This is a genomic window from Lentzea sp. NBC_00516, assembly GCF_036346835.1.
In the GTDB taxonomy this organism is placed as follows: Bacteria; Actinomycetota; Actinomycetes; order Mycobacteriales; family Pseudonocardiaceae; genus Lentzea; species Lentzea sokolovensis.
Genome location: NZ_CP107840.1, coordinates 4411477 through 4425791, shown reverse-complemented (window position 1 = coordinate 4425791; position 14315 = coordinate 4411477). Strand labels below are relative to the sequence as shown.

Below are 14315 nucleotides of genomic sequence, written 5' to 3'. Positions count from 1 at the left end.
TCCGGCGATGCCGAACGAAGAGAAGCTCGTTGAGTACCTGAAGTGGGTCACCGCCGATCTCGCCCAGACCCGCCAGCGGCTGGAGGAGGTCGAGTCAGGCAGGCACGAACCGGTCGCGATCGTGGGCATCGCCTGCCGCTTCCCTGGCGACGTCCGCTCGTCGGAAGACCTGTGGGAGCTGGTGTCGCAGGGCCGCGACGCCATCACCGGCTTCCCCACCGACCGCGGCTGGGACCTCGCCACCCTGGCCGGCGGCACCAGCGCGACGCTCCAGGGCGGTTTCCTCTACGACGCCGCCGACTTCGACCCCGGTTTCTTCGGCATCTCGCCGCGCGAGGCCCTGGCGATGGACCCGCAGCAGCGACTCCTGCTGCAGACCACGTGGGAGGCCGTCGAACGCGCGGGCATCGACCCGACGTCGTTGCGCGGCTCGCGGACCGGCGTGTTCGTCGGCACCAACGGCCAGGACTACGGCCACGTGCTGATCGCCTCGCAGGAGGACGTCGAGGGGCATGCGGGCATGGGCACCGCGGCCAGCGTCATCTCCGGCCGCATCTCCTACACGTTCGGCTTCGAGGGCCCGGCCGTCACCGTCGACACCGCGTGCTCCTCGTCGTTGGTGGCCCTGCATCTGGCCTCGCAAGCGCTGCGCAACGGCGAGTGCTCGCTCGCGCTGGCCGGTGGCGTCACCGTCATGGCGACCTCCTCGAACTTCGCCGGATTCACCCGGCAGGGCGGTCTCGCGACCTCGGGCCGGTGCAAGGCGTTCTCGGACGACGCGGACGGCACCGGCTGGGCCGAGGGCATCGGCGTGCTGCTCGTGGAGAAGCTCTCCGACGCCCAGCGCAACGGCCACCCGGTGCTCGCCGTCGTCGCCGGCAGCGCGATCAACCAGGACGGCGCCTCCAACGGCCTGTCCGCCCCGAACGGCCCCGCCCAGCGCGAGGTGATCAAGGCCGCGCTGGCGTCGGCGGGCCTGTCGGCGTCCGATGTGGACGCTGTCGAAGCCCACGGAACCGGCACGGTGCTGGGAGATCCGATCGAGGCCGAGGCGCTGCTCGCCACCTACGGCCAGGACCGCGCGACGCCCCTGCGGCTCGGCGCGATCAAGTCCAACATCGGCCACACCCAGGCCGCGGCCGGCGTCGCGGGCGTCATCAAGATCGTGGAAGCACTGCGCCACGACACCCTGCCGCCGACCCTGCACGTCAGCGAACCCTCGTCGCACGTCGACTGGTCGGCGGGCAGCGTCGCCCTGTTGACGGAGACCACCTCGTGGCCGCGCACCAGCAAACCCCGCCGCGCCGGCATCTCCTCCTTCGGGGTGAGCGGCACCAACGCCCACGTGATCATCCAAGAGGCGCCAGAACTGTCAGACCTGCCTGAGATGATTGGGATGGGGGATGAAAGCCTCCTGGGGGCCAGCGACCCGGAATCGATTCAGGGGCTGGCGGGACGGCATCCGCTCGTCGTCTCGGCGAAGTCGGCGAACGCCCTGAAGGCCCGCGTCGAGCAGGTCAAGGCGCTCGGCGGAGAGCCGCAGGACATCGCGTACTCGTTGCTCACCACGCGGCCGACGACCTTGGACCATCGCGCGGTGCTCCTCGACGGCGAGGTCATCGCGACCGGGATCGTGCAGCGCAAGCCGTTCGCCGCGCTGTTCTCCGGCCAGGGCGCCCAGCGCGTCGGCATGGGCAAGGAGCTGTACGAGGCGTTCCCCGCCTTCCGAGAGGCCCTCGACGTCGCCCTCCAGCATCTCCCCGCGGGCCTGAGGCAGGTCATGTGGGAGGACGAGACCCGGCTCGACCAGACGGGCCACACCCAGCCCGCGCTGTTCGCGTTCGAGGTCGCGCTGTACCGACTGTTGGAGAGCTACGGCTTCAAGACCGACCACGTCGCGGGCCATTCGATCGGCGAGATCGCCGCCGCGCACATCGCCGGCGTCCTGAGTCTCGAAGACGCCGCGAAGCTGGTCACGGCCAGGGCGCGCCTCATGCAGAACCTCCCGGCGGACGGCGTGATGATCGCGCTCCAGGCCACCGAAGCCGAGGTCACGCCGCACCTCACCGCGGGCGTCTCCCTGGCCGCCGTCAACGCCGAGGACTCGGTCGTCATCGCCGGCGTCGAGGAGGAGACGCGGAGGGTCGCCGCCCGGCTCGCCGACCGCAAGACCAAGCAGCTCGCGGTCAGCCACGCGTTCCACTCGTCGCTGATGGAGCCGATGCTGGACGACTTTCGCGCCGCCATCAGGACCATCACGCTGAACCCGCCGAAGATCCCGTTCAGCGCCACCGGCGACGTCACGAACCCCGAGTACTGGGTCAGCCACGTCCGCGACACCGTCCGCTTCGCCGACAACGTCAGCCGCATCAAGGAAGCCACGCACGTCGAGATCGGCCCCAGCGCCGTCCTGGCCGCCCTCGTGGACCGCGCCATTCCGACGATGCGCAAGGACAAGGACGAGGTCACGGCGTTCATCACGGCCCTGGCCAAGCTCTACACCGCAGGCGCCAAGATCACCTGGCCGAAGCAAGGCAAAAAGACGGCGCTGCCCACCTACCCGTTCGACACCGAGCGGTTCTGGCCGCGGAGCACCATGGCCCCCGGCGCCCAGCCGAACGCCAGCCGCCCCGCGCTCTACGAGCTGAACTGGGTGAAGTCCACAGTGGACGCACCGGCCATCACGGGCGCGCGCTGGGCGATCATTGGCGGTGACGAGTTCGACCTCGCCCACGTCCTGTACGCGGCGGGCCAGTCCGTCAGCGGCTACGGCGAAACCCTCGCCGAGGCCGCCCAGAACACCACTCCGGACGTGTTCGTCGTGGCCGTCACGGGCGACAACACTCCGGAGACGACCCACGCGCAGACCCGGCGAGCCCTGAGCATCCTGCAGGAGGCGCTGAAGTTCGAGAACTCCCGCGTCGTCTTCGTCAGCCGCGGCGCCGCGGCGGGCGAGGACCTGGCGGCGGCGGCCGTGTGGGGCCTGGTCCGCACCGCACAGGCCGAGAATCCCGGCCGTTTCCTGCTCGTCGACAGCGACGGCCTCGACGTCTCCGGCGCCCTGCTCACCTCGCTCGTCAACGGCGACGAACCGCAGGTCGTCGTCCGCGAGGGCAAGGTCGAGGTCGCCCGCCTCAGGGAACTGCCCGAGAACCCCGACGCCACGTACGAGTGGAGCGAGAACGACACCGTCCTGATCACCGGCGGCACCGGCGGTCTCGGCGCCGAACTGGCGAAACACCTCGTCACCAGGCACGGCGTCCGGCACCTCCTGCTCGCCAGCCGCCGCGGCGAGGAGGCACCCGGCGCGCAGAACCTGAAGCAGGAACTGGAGAACAGGGGCGCCACCGTCACCATCGCGGCCGCCGACGTCTCGAACCCCAACGACGTCCAGACCCTGTTCGCCGCCACGGAACGCCCGCTCACCACCGTCATCCACACGGCGGGCGTGCTGGACGACGCCCTCGTCGACGCACTCACCCCGGACCGCCTGAAAGCAGTCCTCACGCCCAAGGCCGACGCCGCGCACCTGCTCGCCCAGCACGACCTCAAGCTGCTGGTGCTCTACAGCTCGGTCTCCAACGTCATGGGCGCGCCCGGCCAGGGCAACTACGCCGCCGCCAACTCCTACCTCGACGCCCTCGCGCAGACCAGGCCGAACACCATCAGCCTCGCCTGGGGCCCGTGGGCGCAGGACAGCGGCATGACTGCGGGCCTGAGCGACGCTGCCATGGACCGCATCGCCCGTTCCGGCATGCCCCCGCTGGCCGCCGAACAGGGCCTCGCGCTGTTCGACGCCGCACTCGCGGAGAACAAGCGCGTCGTCATCCCCATGCACGTCAACCGCAACCAGCAGCGCGTCGCCCCACTGCTGCGCGACATCGTCGACGAGCAGCTCCTCCCGCAGCAGAGCCAGATGGCAGCCGTAACGGTCCTCGACCGGTTGCGCAACCTCGACGGCGACGAACGCGTCGACCAGGTCCGCGAACTCGTCGTCGGCACGTGCGCCGCGCTGCTCGGCCACAACGACACGTCCAAAGTGGACGCGGAGAAGAACTTCCTGGAACTCGGCTTCGACAGCCTCATCGCCGTCGAACTGCGCAACCAGCTCAACGACATGCTCGCCCTCAAACTCCCCGGCAGCGCCGTGTTCGACAGCGGCACCCCGGCCGCGCTCGCCACGAGGGTCGACGCCGAACTGGGCACCATCGCCGGGCCCGCCACGAGCAACGGCATGACGGTCAGCGCGCACGACACGGTGTTCGGGCTGTTCATGGACAGCGTCTCGGGCGGCAAGGTCGTCGAAGGCCTCAGACTGCTCAAGGCCGTCGCCAACCTGCGCCCGATGTTCGACAGCCCGGCCGAACTGGAGGATCTGCCCGTCCCCGTCACCCTCGCCGACGGCCCGACACTGCCGAAACTGGTCTGCGTCAGCGCACCCGGCGCCACCGCCGGCGTGCACATGTACGCGCGGCTCGCCGCCCACCTGCGCGGCAAACGCCACGTCTCAGCGTTGCCACTCATCGGTTTCAACGAAGGCGAAGCACTGCCACGCACCACCGAAGCAGCGGCCAGGTTCGTCGCGGAAAGCATCCTCAACGGCACCGACGGCGACCCGTTCGTCCTCGTCGGACACTCCTCCGGCGGCACCCTCGCCTACTTCGCGGCCGCCGTGCTCGAAGAGACCTGGGGGATCACCCCGGAAGCGGTGATCATGCTCGACACCCTGTCCATGAACTACAACTCCAGCGAGGGCATGGACTTCGGCGCCGTCACCACGAACTACTTCAACACCATGGACTCACCCGCGGTGAACATGAACAGCACGCGCCTGTCCGCGATGGCGCACTGGTTCCCGCTCATCATCGACACCGGCCTCCACACGACGGTCCCGAAGCTGCTCATCCGCTGCGCCAACGAGGTCAAGGGCACCGACCTCGTCACGACCGACCAGGACGTCGACGTGCCCGCCGACGAGATCCGCGTCGTCGCCACCGACCACATGGCCATGGTCAAGGAGGACGCGGGCGTCATCGCGGACGTGATGGAGGACTGGCTCAGCACCCGTATCGAGAAACTGGAAGGCGTCCGATGACCACATCGCAGGAACTGCCCCTGATCGGGGTCGAACTGCCGTCGATCCTGACGTTCAGCGAACTCCGGCTGCGGTTGCAGGAACAGGCGCCGGTGTGCCGCATCCGGACGCCCGCGGGCGACGAGGGCTGGCTCGTCACCCGCCACGCCGAGGTGAAGTCGCTGCTGCAGAACCAGAAGCTCGGCCGCAGCCACAAGGACCCGGCCAACGCGCCGAGGTACTTCCGCAACCCGATGCTCGACATGCTCATCACCGCCGACGACATCGAGGTCGAGAAGGAGCGCCACGAGAAGAAGCGCGTCCTCTACACCAAGAGCTTCGCCGCGCGCCGCGTCATCGAACGCCGCGAGCGCGTCGTCGGCATCGCGAACGAGAAGCTCGACGCGATCATCGCCGCCGGTCAGCCCGCCGACCTGCACGACGCCTACTCGATGGACTACTCGCAGCAGGCGCTGTGCGACATGGTCGGCATCCCCGTCGAGGACCGAGTCAAGCTCCTGGAGATGATGGACACCGTCGGCGCCTCCGACCAGGAGTCTGCCGAGGCCGGCATGGACCCGTTGTTCGGATTCGCCGCCGACATCGGCGAAAGTCGCAGGTCAGAGCTCGGCGACGACGTCATCTCACGGTTCATCGAGACCGGCCTGACCAACGAGGAGATCGGTCTCCACGTCGTCACGCTGCTGTTCACCGGCCTCGCGGGCCTCGCGAGCCACCTCGACTTCGGCGTGCTGCTGTTCCTGCGCAACCCCGAGCAGCGCGCGAAGGCCATGGCCGACCCGGAGATCATGGCGCGCGCCGTCGACGAGGTCATGCGCGCCACGATCAGCTCGCCCGTCCTGCCCCGCTACGCCAGCGAGGACATCGAGATCGGGGGCGTCACGATCAAGGAGGGCGACCTCGTGATGCTGGACTTCAGCCTCGCCAATTTCGACCCGCGCGCGTTCGAGAACCCGAATGACTTCGACGTCACCCGCTCACCGAACCACCACTTCACGTTCGGTCACGGCATGCGGCACTGCACCGGCGCCCCGCTCGTGCGGATCATTCTCGCCGTCGCCTACACCACGCTGTTCGAACGCCTGCCCACGCTGCGGCTCGCGGTGCCGGAGTCGGAGCTCGAGTCCCACCCCGGTGGCAGGCTCGCCGGCGGTCTGGAGAGGTTCCCCGTCACCTGGTGAGCGGGGTCACTCCGCTTCTTCCTCGAGGCGCGCCTTCTCCGCCAGGCGCGCCTCTTCGGCCTTGAACTCCTTGTAGGTGGCGCGCTCGCGCACCAGCCACTCCGGGTTCTCGTCCTTGATCGCGGTGATCTGGTCGGTGGTGAGCGCCTCGGTGATGCCGGCGCGCACCAGGCCCGACGCCGAGATACCGAGCTTCTGCGCGATGAGCTGCTTGGGGTGCGGGCCGTTGCTGCGCAGGTCCGCCAGCCACTCCGGCGGGTTCGCCTGCAGCTCGTTCAGCTCGTCGCGCGACACGACGCCGGCCTGGAATTCCTCGGGGGTGGCCTCGAGGTACACGCCGAGCTTCTTGGCGGCGGTGGCTGGCTTCATGGTCTGCTGCGACTTCATGCGCAAAGAGTAACCGCTGCGTCCGGTAGCCTCAGCGCGTGACCGGCTCTTTCACGCTCGCGTACGTCCCAGGTGTGACGCCGGGCAAGTGGGCACGGGTCTGGGAGGAACGCCTGCCGGAGACCCCGCTGACCCTCGTCCAGGTGACCGTCGCCGAAGCAGGGGCGAAGGTGCGCTCCGGTGAGGCCGACGCCGCGCTGCTGCGGCTGCCCGGCGACCGCGAGGACCTGCACGCGATCCCGCTCTACACCGAGACCAGCGTCGTCGTGTTCCCGAAGGACCACGAGTTCGCCGCGGCCGACGAACTGTCCCTCGAGGACCTCGCCCCGCACGTCCTGTGGCAGCCGCTCGACGACCCGCTCGACTGGGACGCGCAGCCCGGTCAGCCGCCGGTCGAACGGCCGGAGACCACCGCGGACGCGATCCAGATCGTGGCCGCCGGTGTCGGCATGCTGGTCGTGCCGCAGTCACTGGCGCGGCTGCACCACCGCAAGGACCTCAAGTACGTGCCGCTCTCGGACGCGCCGCAGTCCCGCGTGGCGCTGTCGTTCCCGATCCGCGACGAGAACCCCGAGCTGATCGAGCACATGATCGGCATCGTCCGCGGCCGCACGGTCAACAGCACCCGCGGGCCCGCACCGGAGCCCGAGAAGAAGAAGCAGGCGCCCCAGCAGCAGCGACGGGGCCCCGCACCTCAGCAGAAGAAGCAGCCTGCCAAGCGGGCGAAACCCCGTCGCGGTCGCTGACGTCAGTCGTGCACCGTGATCGCCTGGGCCGGGCAGATGCCCCTGGCCGTCCTGGCGGCGGACTCCGCGTCACCCGAAGGGCTGGCGTCGAGCACCGTGACGAACCCGTCGTCGTCCTGGTCGAACACGTCCGGCGCGGCCAGCACGCACTGAGCCGAGCCGATGCACTTGCCGGTGTCCACACTGATCCGAGCCATGACGATCCCTTCTCACCAACGCACAGGTAGCGCGTGGAGTCCGAAGAGGACTCCGTCGTACTTGAACTGCAGCTCTTCCAGCGGCACCGCGACCTCCAGGGTCGGGATCCGCTTGAACAGGCCGCGGTAGGCGACGTCCATCTCCAGCCGCACCAGGTTCTGCCCGAGACACTGGTGCACGCCGTACCCGAACGCCACGTGCCCGGTGGCCGAGCGGGACGGGTCGAACTCGTCCGGCCGCTCGAACATCTCGGGATCGTGGTTCGCGCCGGCCACGAGCGGCACGATGCCCTCGCCCGCCCTGACCAGCTGGCCGCCGATCTCGACGTCCTCGATCGCCACCCGCAACGCCACCAGATCCGCGACGGAGTGGTAGCGCAGCAGCTCCTCGATCATGCGGTCGTCGTCGATCCACTGCCTCTGCTGCAACAGGGTGACGACACCGAGCGAGATGTTGTTCGCCGTCGTCTCGTGGCCCGCGATCAGCAGCAGCATCGAGACGCCGGACAGTTCCTGCGGCGTCAGCAGACCGCCTTGCAGCAGCTTGCTGATCAGGTCGTCGCCGGGGCGCTTGGACTTGATCGTGATCAGCCGGTTGATGTACCGCAGCAGGTGCTCGGACGCCTTGTCCCGCTCCTCGTCGGTAGACGTCAGCGTCACGAGGACCTTCGTCTTCTCCTCGAAGAAGTCGCGGTCCACCTTCGGCACGCCCAGCAGCGAGGAGATCACCAGCGACGGGACCGTCAGCGAGAAGTCCTCCACGAGTTCGGCGGTCGTGCCCTTCGCCAGCATCTGGTCGATGGCGTGGTCGACGATCTCCTCGACCGCCGGCCGCAACGCCCTGATGCGGCGCACCGTGAACTCGGGGATCAACGCCTTGCGGAACCTGTTGTGGTCCGGCGGGTCCAGCGACACGAACCAGCCCGGCACGTCGTCCGCGGACGGCGCGCCCACGGTTCGTGACGGACGCGGAAACCCGTCGTGCGTCGGGTTGGAGCTGATGCGCGGATCGGTGAGGACCGCGCGCACCTCCTCGTGCCTGGTCACCAGCCACACCGTCTCGCCGGACGGCAACGCGGCCTTCGTCAGGCCGGGTTTCGTGCGGAACCCCTCGTACTCGGGAGGAGGGAACGGCACGCCGGGGCGGCGCATCATGAACGGGACCAGGTCAGTGCTCGTCATGTCTCATCCCTCGTAGAACCGGCGGACCTGCGCCACGATGTGGTCCTGGTCGTCCTCGGTCAGCTCGGCGTGGGTGGGGAGGTACAACCCGTCCTCGGCGAACCTGTTCGCGTTCAGCGTCGGCCACACCGGGTCGAGATAGCCGGGCTGCCTGCTCATCGGCTTGAAGAAGAGACGGGTCTCGATCCCGTTGTCCGCCAGGAAGGTCCTGAGCTCCTCACGGCGTTCCGCGCGCAGGTCGTACATCCACAACACGTCCCGCGGCGGCATGAGGGTGATGCCGGAGATGCCACGAAGACCCTCGTCGTACCGCTTCTCGATCTGTGCGCGCGTCGCGATGATCTCGTCGAGGCGTTCGGTCTGCGCGAGCGCGACCGCGGCCTGCAGGTTGGTCATCCGGAAGTTGTAGGCGAGCTTCTTGTGCAGGAAGCTGTGGTCGCGGGTGAACGCCATGCCGCGCAGGTGCGCCATCTGCCGCGCCAGGTGCGGGTCGTTCGTGACGCAGACACCGCCCTCGCCCGAAGTGATGACCTTGTTGGCGAACAACGAGAACGCGGCGATGTCACCGGTCGGCTTGACGCCGTGCGCCTCGGCCGAGTCCTCGACCACGCGCAGGTTGTACTCGTAGGCCAGTTCGAGGATCGGGTCCATGTCGCACTGCCGGCCGTAGACGTGCACCGGCATGATCACCTTGGTGCGCGGGGTGATCTTCTCCTCGATCTTCGTGACGTCGATGTTCAGGTCGTCGGCGCAGTCCACGAAGATGGGGGTGGCACCGGTATAGGTCACGGCCCACGCCGACGCGATCATCGTGAACTCGGGCACGATCACCTCGTCGCCCGGACCGACGCCCAGAGCCCTCAGTGCGAGCGTCAGAGCCGTTGTGCCGGAGGAACACGCGACGCCGTACTTGACGTCGTTGTAGGCGGCGAAGGCCTCCTCGAACTGCGGCACGTACGGTCCCTGCGAGGAGATCCAGCCGTCCGTCACGGCCTTCGTCGTGTACTCGAGCTCGTTGCCGCGCAACGAAGGCATCGAGACGGGATAGCGATAGCTCATCGTCAACTCACTTCGAGGCCAGTGCGGGCAGAGAGAGGATCAGGTCGGCGGCCGTCTTGCGACCGCCAGCGGAGTGCTGCAGCGCCGCGAGACGTTCGGCGTTCTCGGTGAACTTCGGGTCGTCCAGGACGCGGGTCAGCTTGTCCACGACGTCGTGGGGGTCGACGGTGTGCGGCTTGTCCAGCGTGAGCCCGACGCCGAAGCTCGTGGCGCGGATCGCCTGGTCGTAGCAGTCGACCCACAACGGCCGTGAGACCATCGGCTTGCCGAAGTAAATGCTTTCGGTGTAAGCGTTTCCGCCCGCGTGCGTGAAGAACAGCTTGACGTTCGGGTGCGCCAGCACGTCGAGCTGCGACGGCACCCAGGTCTCGATGCGCAGGTTGCCGGGAAGCGTGGAGGGCAGGAACTCCTGCTGGTCGCGCGGCAGCTTCCACAGGACCGAGTGCTTCCCGTCGAGACTGTGAGCGACCTGGACGAACGCCTCGACCTGGTCCCGGGTGAGCCGCGTGATCGTGCCGAAACCCATGTACACGACGGACTTCTGCGTGTCCAGCCACGTGCCGAGTTCGCCGGGCTCCGCCTGGGGGAGCGGCGGCACCAGCGCGCCGACCGTGCGGATCTTCTCCGGGACGTCGAACGGGTAGTCCATCTCCGGGATCGAGTAGCACAGCACCATTTCGGCCTGCTCGACCCGCGCGAACTGACCGAAGGCCTTGGGGGAGATGCCCAGCTCGGCGATCACCTTGGCGTTGCGCGCGTTGCGGTCCTTGTTGTCCTTGGAGAACGCGATCGCGAGCGTGCGCCAGCCGAAGAGCCTGTTGGCCCAGCGCTGGGTCCAGGACATGTCGGCGGGCAGACCGGTGTGCGGGCGCGGGAAGTCCTTCGGCGTGTACGAGGGACCGATCGGGATCGCGGAGGTCACGAGGTTCGACGCGACGAACGGGTTGCTGATCACGTACGGCACGCCCTTGGTGATGGCGACCTCGTAGCCGAACATGCACATCGACTCGACGATCATCAACGCCGGCTGGATCTCGTCGACCAGCTCCGAAAGCGCGCGGTACTTGGGAATCCGCTGCTCGGGCCGGTTGGTCTGGGCGATGACGGCCTTGCGCGCCTTGAACCGCGACCGCTGCGTCACCTGCGCGTAGACGTCGTCGGGCCAGGTGACCGAGGACATCTCCGGGATCACGTCCCCCAGCGAGCAGAATTGGATCGGCGAGCTGACCGCCGCCGCCTCGACCTCTTCGCGAGCCTTGTCGTCGGTGGCGAACCACAGGTCCTCGACGCCGCGGCGCGACAGTTCCCCGGCTAGCACGAGCATCGGGTTCAGCAGGCCGCTCTCCGGCAGACTGACGAACAGGATCGGCCGCTGGCTCATGGACTTCACCCTTCGGACTGACGCCTGATGACCGCGAGCCTGCCGGACCCCGAGGTGCCGTGTCCCAGAGCGGCAGCCTTCTCCAGAAGAAGACCTAGTGTTCGAAAGCACCGGTACTCCAGGAGAACACCTAGAACTGGCGCGTATCGATTTGATGGGAATGCGTTCGCCTGCGACGCTCGGTGCCGACCCGTCATGCCCGCGCTACTGGGGGAACGTGGTGGTGCCTCATCAGCACACACCGCGCTGCGGCACGACGGCTTTCCTGGCGAGAGGTACATCATCATGACCGGGACGTCTGACAACAGCATGACCAAGGCGAGGCTCGCGGGCCTGATCGAGCGGGACGACCAGTGGGCCACCTTGGAGACGCTGTTGGCAGACTCCCTGTCAGGATCTGGAAGGGTCGCTCTGCTCACCGGCCCTGTCGCGTCGGGCAAGACCGAGCTGCTGCACGCGTTCGGTGAAGCCTCCGGCGCCGGCTTCGTCAAGGCCACCTGCTCGGCGTTCGAGCGCGACCTGCCGTTCGGCGTGGCGAGCCAGATCTTCCATCCCCTGGACGCACCGGACGAGGTCGGCGAACTGCTCGACGCCGCCGCCCGCAGCGCTGACGGGCCGACCGCGCGCCAGCTGCACGCGTTGTGCCTGGCGCTGCTGGATCTCACGGCCGAAACGCCACTGGTGATCGGCATCGACGACGTGCAGCACGCCGACTCGCCGTCGCTGCACTGGCTGCTGTACCTGATCCGCCGCATCGGCCAGGCGAAGGTGCTGCTGATGCTCAGCGAGACCGCCTCACCGCGCGCCGCACACACCGCCCTGCACACCGAGCTGTTGCGCCACCCGCACTGCCGCGACGTCCAGCTGGCGCCGCTGGGATCGTTGGGGGAGCTGTTCGAGGCGTCTGTGGACGCGATGGCGTTGTCCGGCGGGAATCCGTTGCTGGTGCGGTCGTTGCTCGACGACCAACGGCTGTGCAAGCCGCGTGACGACGGTGGTCTGGTGATCGGACCCAGCTACCGGCGAGCGCTGGTCAGCTGCCTGCATCGCAGCGACCACCACGTGCTGCCCGTCGCGCGGGCGCTGGCCGTGACGGGGGAGCAGGCCACCCGGGAGTCGTTGGGGCGACTGGCTCGCACCGACACCGACACCGTGGCGTCCGCGCTGGACGTGATGAACGAGGCCGGGCTGTTGTGCGACGGCTGGTTCCGCGACCCGGCCGCGCGAGGTGCTGTGCTGGACGATCTGTCCACTCAGGACCGCAAGGAGATGTACCTCGGGGCGGCTTTGCTGCTGCACGACGAAGGCGCGCCCGCGACGGAGGTCGCTCCCTACCTGGTGATGGCCGACCACTCCGAGAACCCGTGGATGGTGCCGGTGTTCGTGGAGGCCGCCGAGCACGCCCTGCGCGACGAGCAGATCGACACGGCGTTGCGCTACCTGGAACTGGCCCATCGGGCGTGCGTCGAGGTGCACGGACGCGCGGCGATCGCGGCGAAGCTGGTGCGGGTCGAGTGGCGGGTCAACCCGTCCGCGGCCGGCAGGAGGCTCGGCACGGTGGTGCCGGCGATGCGGGCCGGGCAGCTCTCCGACCGGGACGTCACGTCGCTGGTGCAGCCGATGCTGTGGAACTGTCAGGTCGACGAGGCCACCGAGGCGATGGACCGGGTCCGGCGCACCACCACGTCGAGCAACGGCCTGCGCGCCATGGAACTGTGGCTCGCCTGCTCGCACCCGACCCTGGCCCGCCGGGCGACCTCCACCCCGGAGGCCGTGAAGACCCGGACGGTGAGCCTGACCTCCGGCCCGATGCTGAAAGCCGTCACCGCGCTCGCGAACGTGCTGACGTACGGCAACAACGATGCTTCGGCCACCGACGCCGAACACGTGCTGCAGGCCGCGCGGCCGTCCGACAGCGGCTGGTGGGGCCCGGAGTCGGCGATGCTGGCGTTGCAGGCCCTGGTCTACGCGGATCGGCTCGACGTGGCGGCGCAGTGGTGCGACAAGCTCCTGGACGAGGCGCGGACCAAGAACCTCGCGGTCGCACGCGCCTTCTTCTCCTGCGTGCGCGCCGAGGTGTCGCTGCGGCGCGGCGACCTGACCACCGCTTTCGAGCACGCCCAGAACGCCCTGGACCTCATGCCCGCCGGCGGGTGGGGCGTGGCGCTGGGCATGCCGCTGGGAATCCTCATCAACGCGGCCACCAAGATGGGACGGCACGAGGACGCGGCGTCGTTCCTGGAACAGCCGGTGCCCGAGGCGATGTTCCAGTCGCGGTACGGGTTGCACTACCTGTACGCGCGCGGCCATCACTACCTGGCGACGTCCCGGCATTACGCCGCGCTCGCGGACTTCCTGTCCTGCGGCGAGCTGATGACGTCCTGGGGTGTGGATCAGCCGGGCGTGGTGCCGTGGCGGACGTCAGCCGCGGAGGCGTGGCTGCTGCACGGGGCGAACCGGGACGAGGCCAAGCGGCTGATCAACGAGCAGCTCGCCAGGCTGGGCCCGGACGCCTCGCGCACCCGAGGGGTGGCGTTGCGGTTGCTGGCCGCCACCAACCAGCCGCACAACCGGCCGCAGTTGCTGCAGGACGCCGTGGTGATCCTGGAGGAGTACGGGGACCAGTACGAGCTGGCCCGCGCGTTGGCGGATCTGTCCAAGGCACATCAGGCTTTGCGGGAACACCGGCGCGCGTGGACCGTGGCGCGGCGGGCGTGGCACGTGGCGAACGTCTGCGACGCCGCCGAGTTGTGCGAGGAGTTGTTGCCCTCGCGCGGGAAGGCCGATGGCGAGGACGCGCCGGCGGAGGAGAGGCCGGCCGATCCGATCGCCACGCTGACCGACGCGGAACGGCGGGTGGCCGCGCTGGCCGCCGTGGGGTACACGAACCGGGAGATCGCGTCGAAGCTCTACATCACGCCGTCGACGATCGAGCAGCACCTGACGCGGGTGTACCGGAAGCTGAACGTCAAGTACCGCAAGGATCTCCCGGCAGATCTGCACTCGTACCTGCCCAGCACGGCTTGATCCTCCACTGAGGACGCCGCGCTTTCACTCGATCGTGTCCGCTCTGGCCCGTTATCGAAA

At 68.7% G+C, this 14315-nt stretch carries 8 protein-coding genes and 1 pseudogene; 4 read left to right on the top strand and 5 right to left on the bottom strand.

Annotation, left to right across the window (positions count from 1 at the left end; genetic code table 11):
* Positions 1-19: 19 nt before the first annotated feature.
* Positions 20-5095: pseudogene (locus OG205_RS19345) on the top strand (SDR family NAD(P)-dependent oxidoreductase); the annotation flags it as partial.
* On the top strand, positions 5092-6276 hold the full coding sequence (locus OG205_RS19340; protein ID WP_330277627.1) for a cytochrome P450: 1185 nt from the start codon (positions 5092-5094) through the stop codon (positions 6274-6276). The pseudogene OG205_RS19345 and the gene OG205_RS19340, both read left to right, overlap by 4 nt.
* Positions 6277-6282: 6 nt before the next feature.
* On the opposite strand, the gene OG205_RS19335 is transcribed toward OG205_RS19340, so the two are convergent.
* Complete coding sequence (locus OG205_RS19335; RefSeq protein WP_330278192.1) at positions 6283-6645, bottom strand: DUF5997 family protein; 363 nt, start codon at positions 6643-6645, stop codon at positions 6283-6285.
* Between the two features lie 56 nt (positions 6646-6701).
* On the opposite strand from OG205_RS19335, the gene OG205_RS19330 reads away from it, so the two are divergent.
* The gene (locus OG205_RS19330; RefSeq protein WP_330277626.1) at positions 6702-7409 is read left to right on the top strand and encodes a LysR family substrate-binding domain-containing protein; all 708 of its coding nucleotides are present in this window, start codon (positions 6702-6704) and stop codon (positions 7407-7409) included.
* A 2-nt stretch (positions 7410-7411) separates the two neighbouring features.
* Here the strand turns inward: OG205_RS19330 and OG205_RS19325 are convergent, their stop codons facing one another.
* Genes OG205_RS19325 through OG205_RS19310 form a run of 4 tightly spaced genes read right to left on the bottom strand, consistent with a single transcriptional unit; the run spans position 7412 to position 11228 of the window.
* Positions 7412-7606, bottom strand: a complete 195-nt coding sequence (locus tag OG205_RS19325; RefSeq protein ID WP_319973444.1) for a ferredoxin — start codon at positions 7604-7606, stop codon at positions 7412-7414.
* 12 nt (positions 7607-7618) lie between these two features.
* Positions 7619-8788: a cytochrome P450 gene (locus OG205_RS19320; RefSeq protein ID WP_330277625.1), complete on the bottom strand. Its 1170-nt coding sequence runs from the start codon at positions 8786-8788 to the stop codon at positions 7619-7621.
* Between the two features lie 3 nt (positions 8789-8791).
* The gene (locus tag OG205_RS19315) at positions 8792-9847 is read right to left on the bottom strand and encodes a DegT/DnrJ/EryC1/StrS family aminotransferase (protein ID WP_330277624.1); all 1056 of its coding nucleotides are present in this window, start codon (positions 9845-9847) and stop codon (positions 8792-8794) included.
* A 7-nt stretch (positions 9848-9854) separates the two neighbouring features.
* Positions 9855-11228 carry a glycosyltransferase gene (locus OG205_RS19310; protein WP_330277623.1) on the bottom strand — a complete coding sequence of 458 codons (1374 nt, stop codon included), beginning with the start codon at positions 11226-11228 and terminating at the stop codon, positions 9855-9857.
* 285 nt (positions 11229-11513) lie between these two features.
* Here OG205_RS19310 and OG205_RS19305 point away from each other — a divergent pair, with 285 nt between their 5' ends.
* Positions 11514-14255 (top strand): helix-turn-helix transcriptional regulator, encoded by a 2742-nt coding sequence (locus OG205_RS19305; protein ID WP_330277622.1) that lies wholly within the window; start codon positions 11514-11516, stop codon positions 14253-14255.
* Positions 14256-14315 lie beyond the last annotated feature (60 nt).

Coding starts and splice junctions, on each gene's coding strand:
- OG205_RS19335 (WP_330278192.1), bottom strand. CDS start 6,645: ATGAAGCCAGCCACCGCCGCCAAGAAGCTCGGCGTGTACCTCGAGGCC.
- OG205_RS19310 (WP_330277623.1), bottom strand. CDS start 11,228: ATGAGCCAGCGGCCGATCCTGTTCGTCAGTCTGCCGGAGAGCGGCCTG.
- OG205_RS19315 (WP_330277624.1), bottom strand. CDS start 9,847: ATGAGCTATCGCTATCCCGTCTCGATGCCTTCGTTGCGCGGCAACGAG.
- OG205_RS19320 (WP_330277625.1), bottom strand. CDS start 8,788: ATGACGAGCACTGACCTGGTCCCGTTCATGATGCGCCGCCCCGGCGTG.
- OG205_RS19325 (WP_319973444.1), bottom strand. CDS start 7,606: ATGGCTCGGATCAGTGTGGACACCGGCAAGTGCATCGGCTCGGCTCAG.
- OG205_RS19340 (WP_330277627.1), top strand. CDS start 5,092: ATGACCACATCGCAGGAACTGCCCCTGATCGGGGTCGAACTGCCGTCG.
- OG205_RS19305 (WP_330277622.1), top strand. CDS start 11,514: ATGACCGGGACGTCTGACAACAGCATGACCAAGGCGAGGCTCGCGGGC.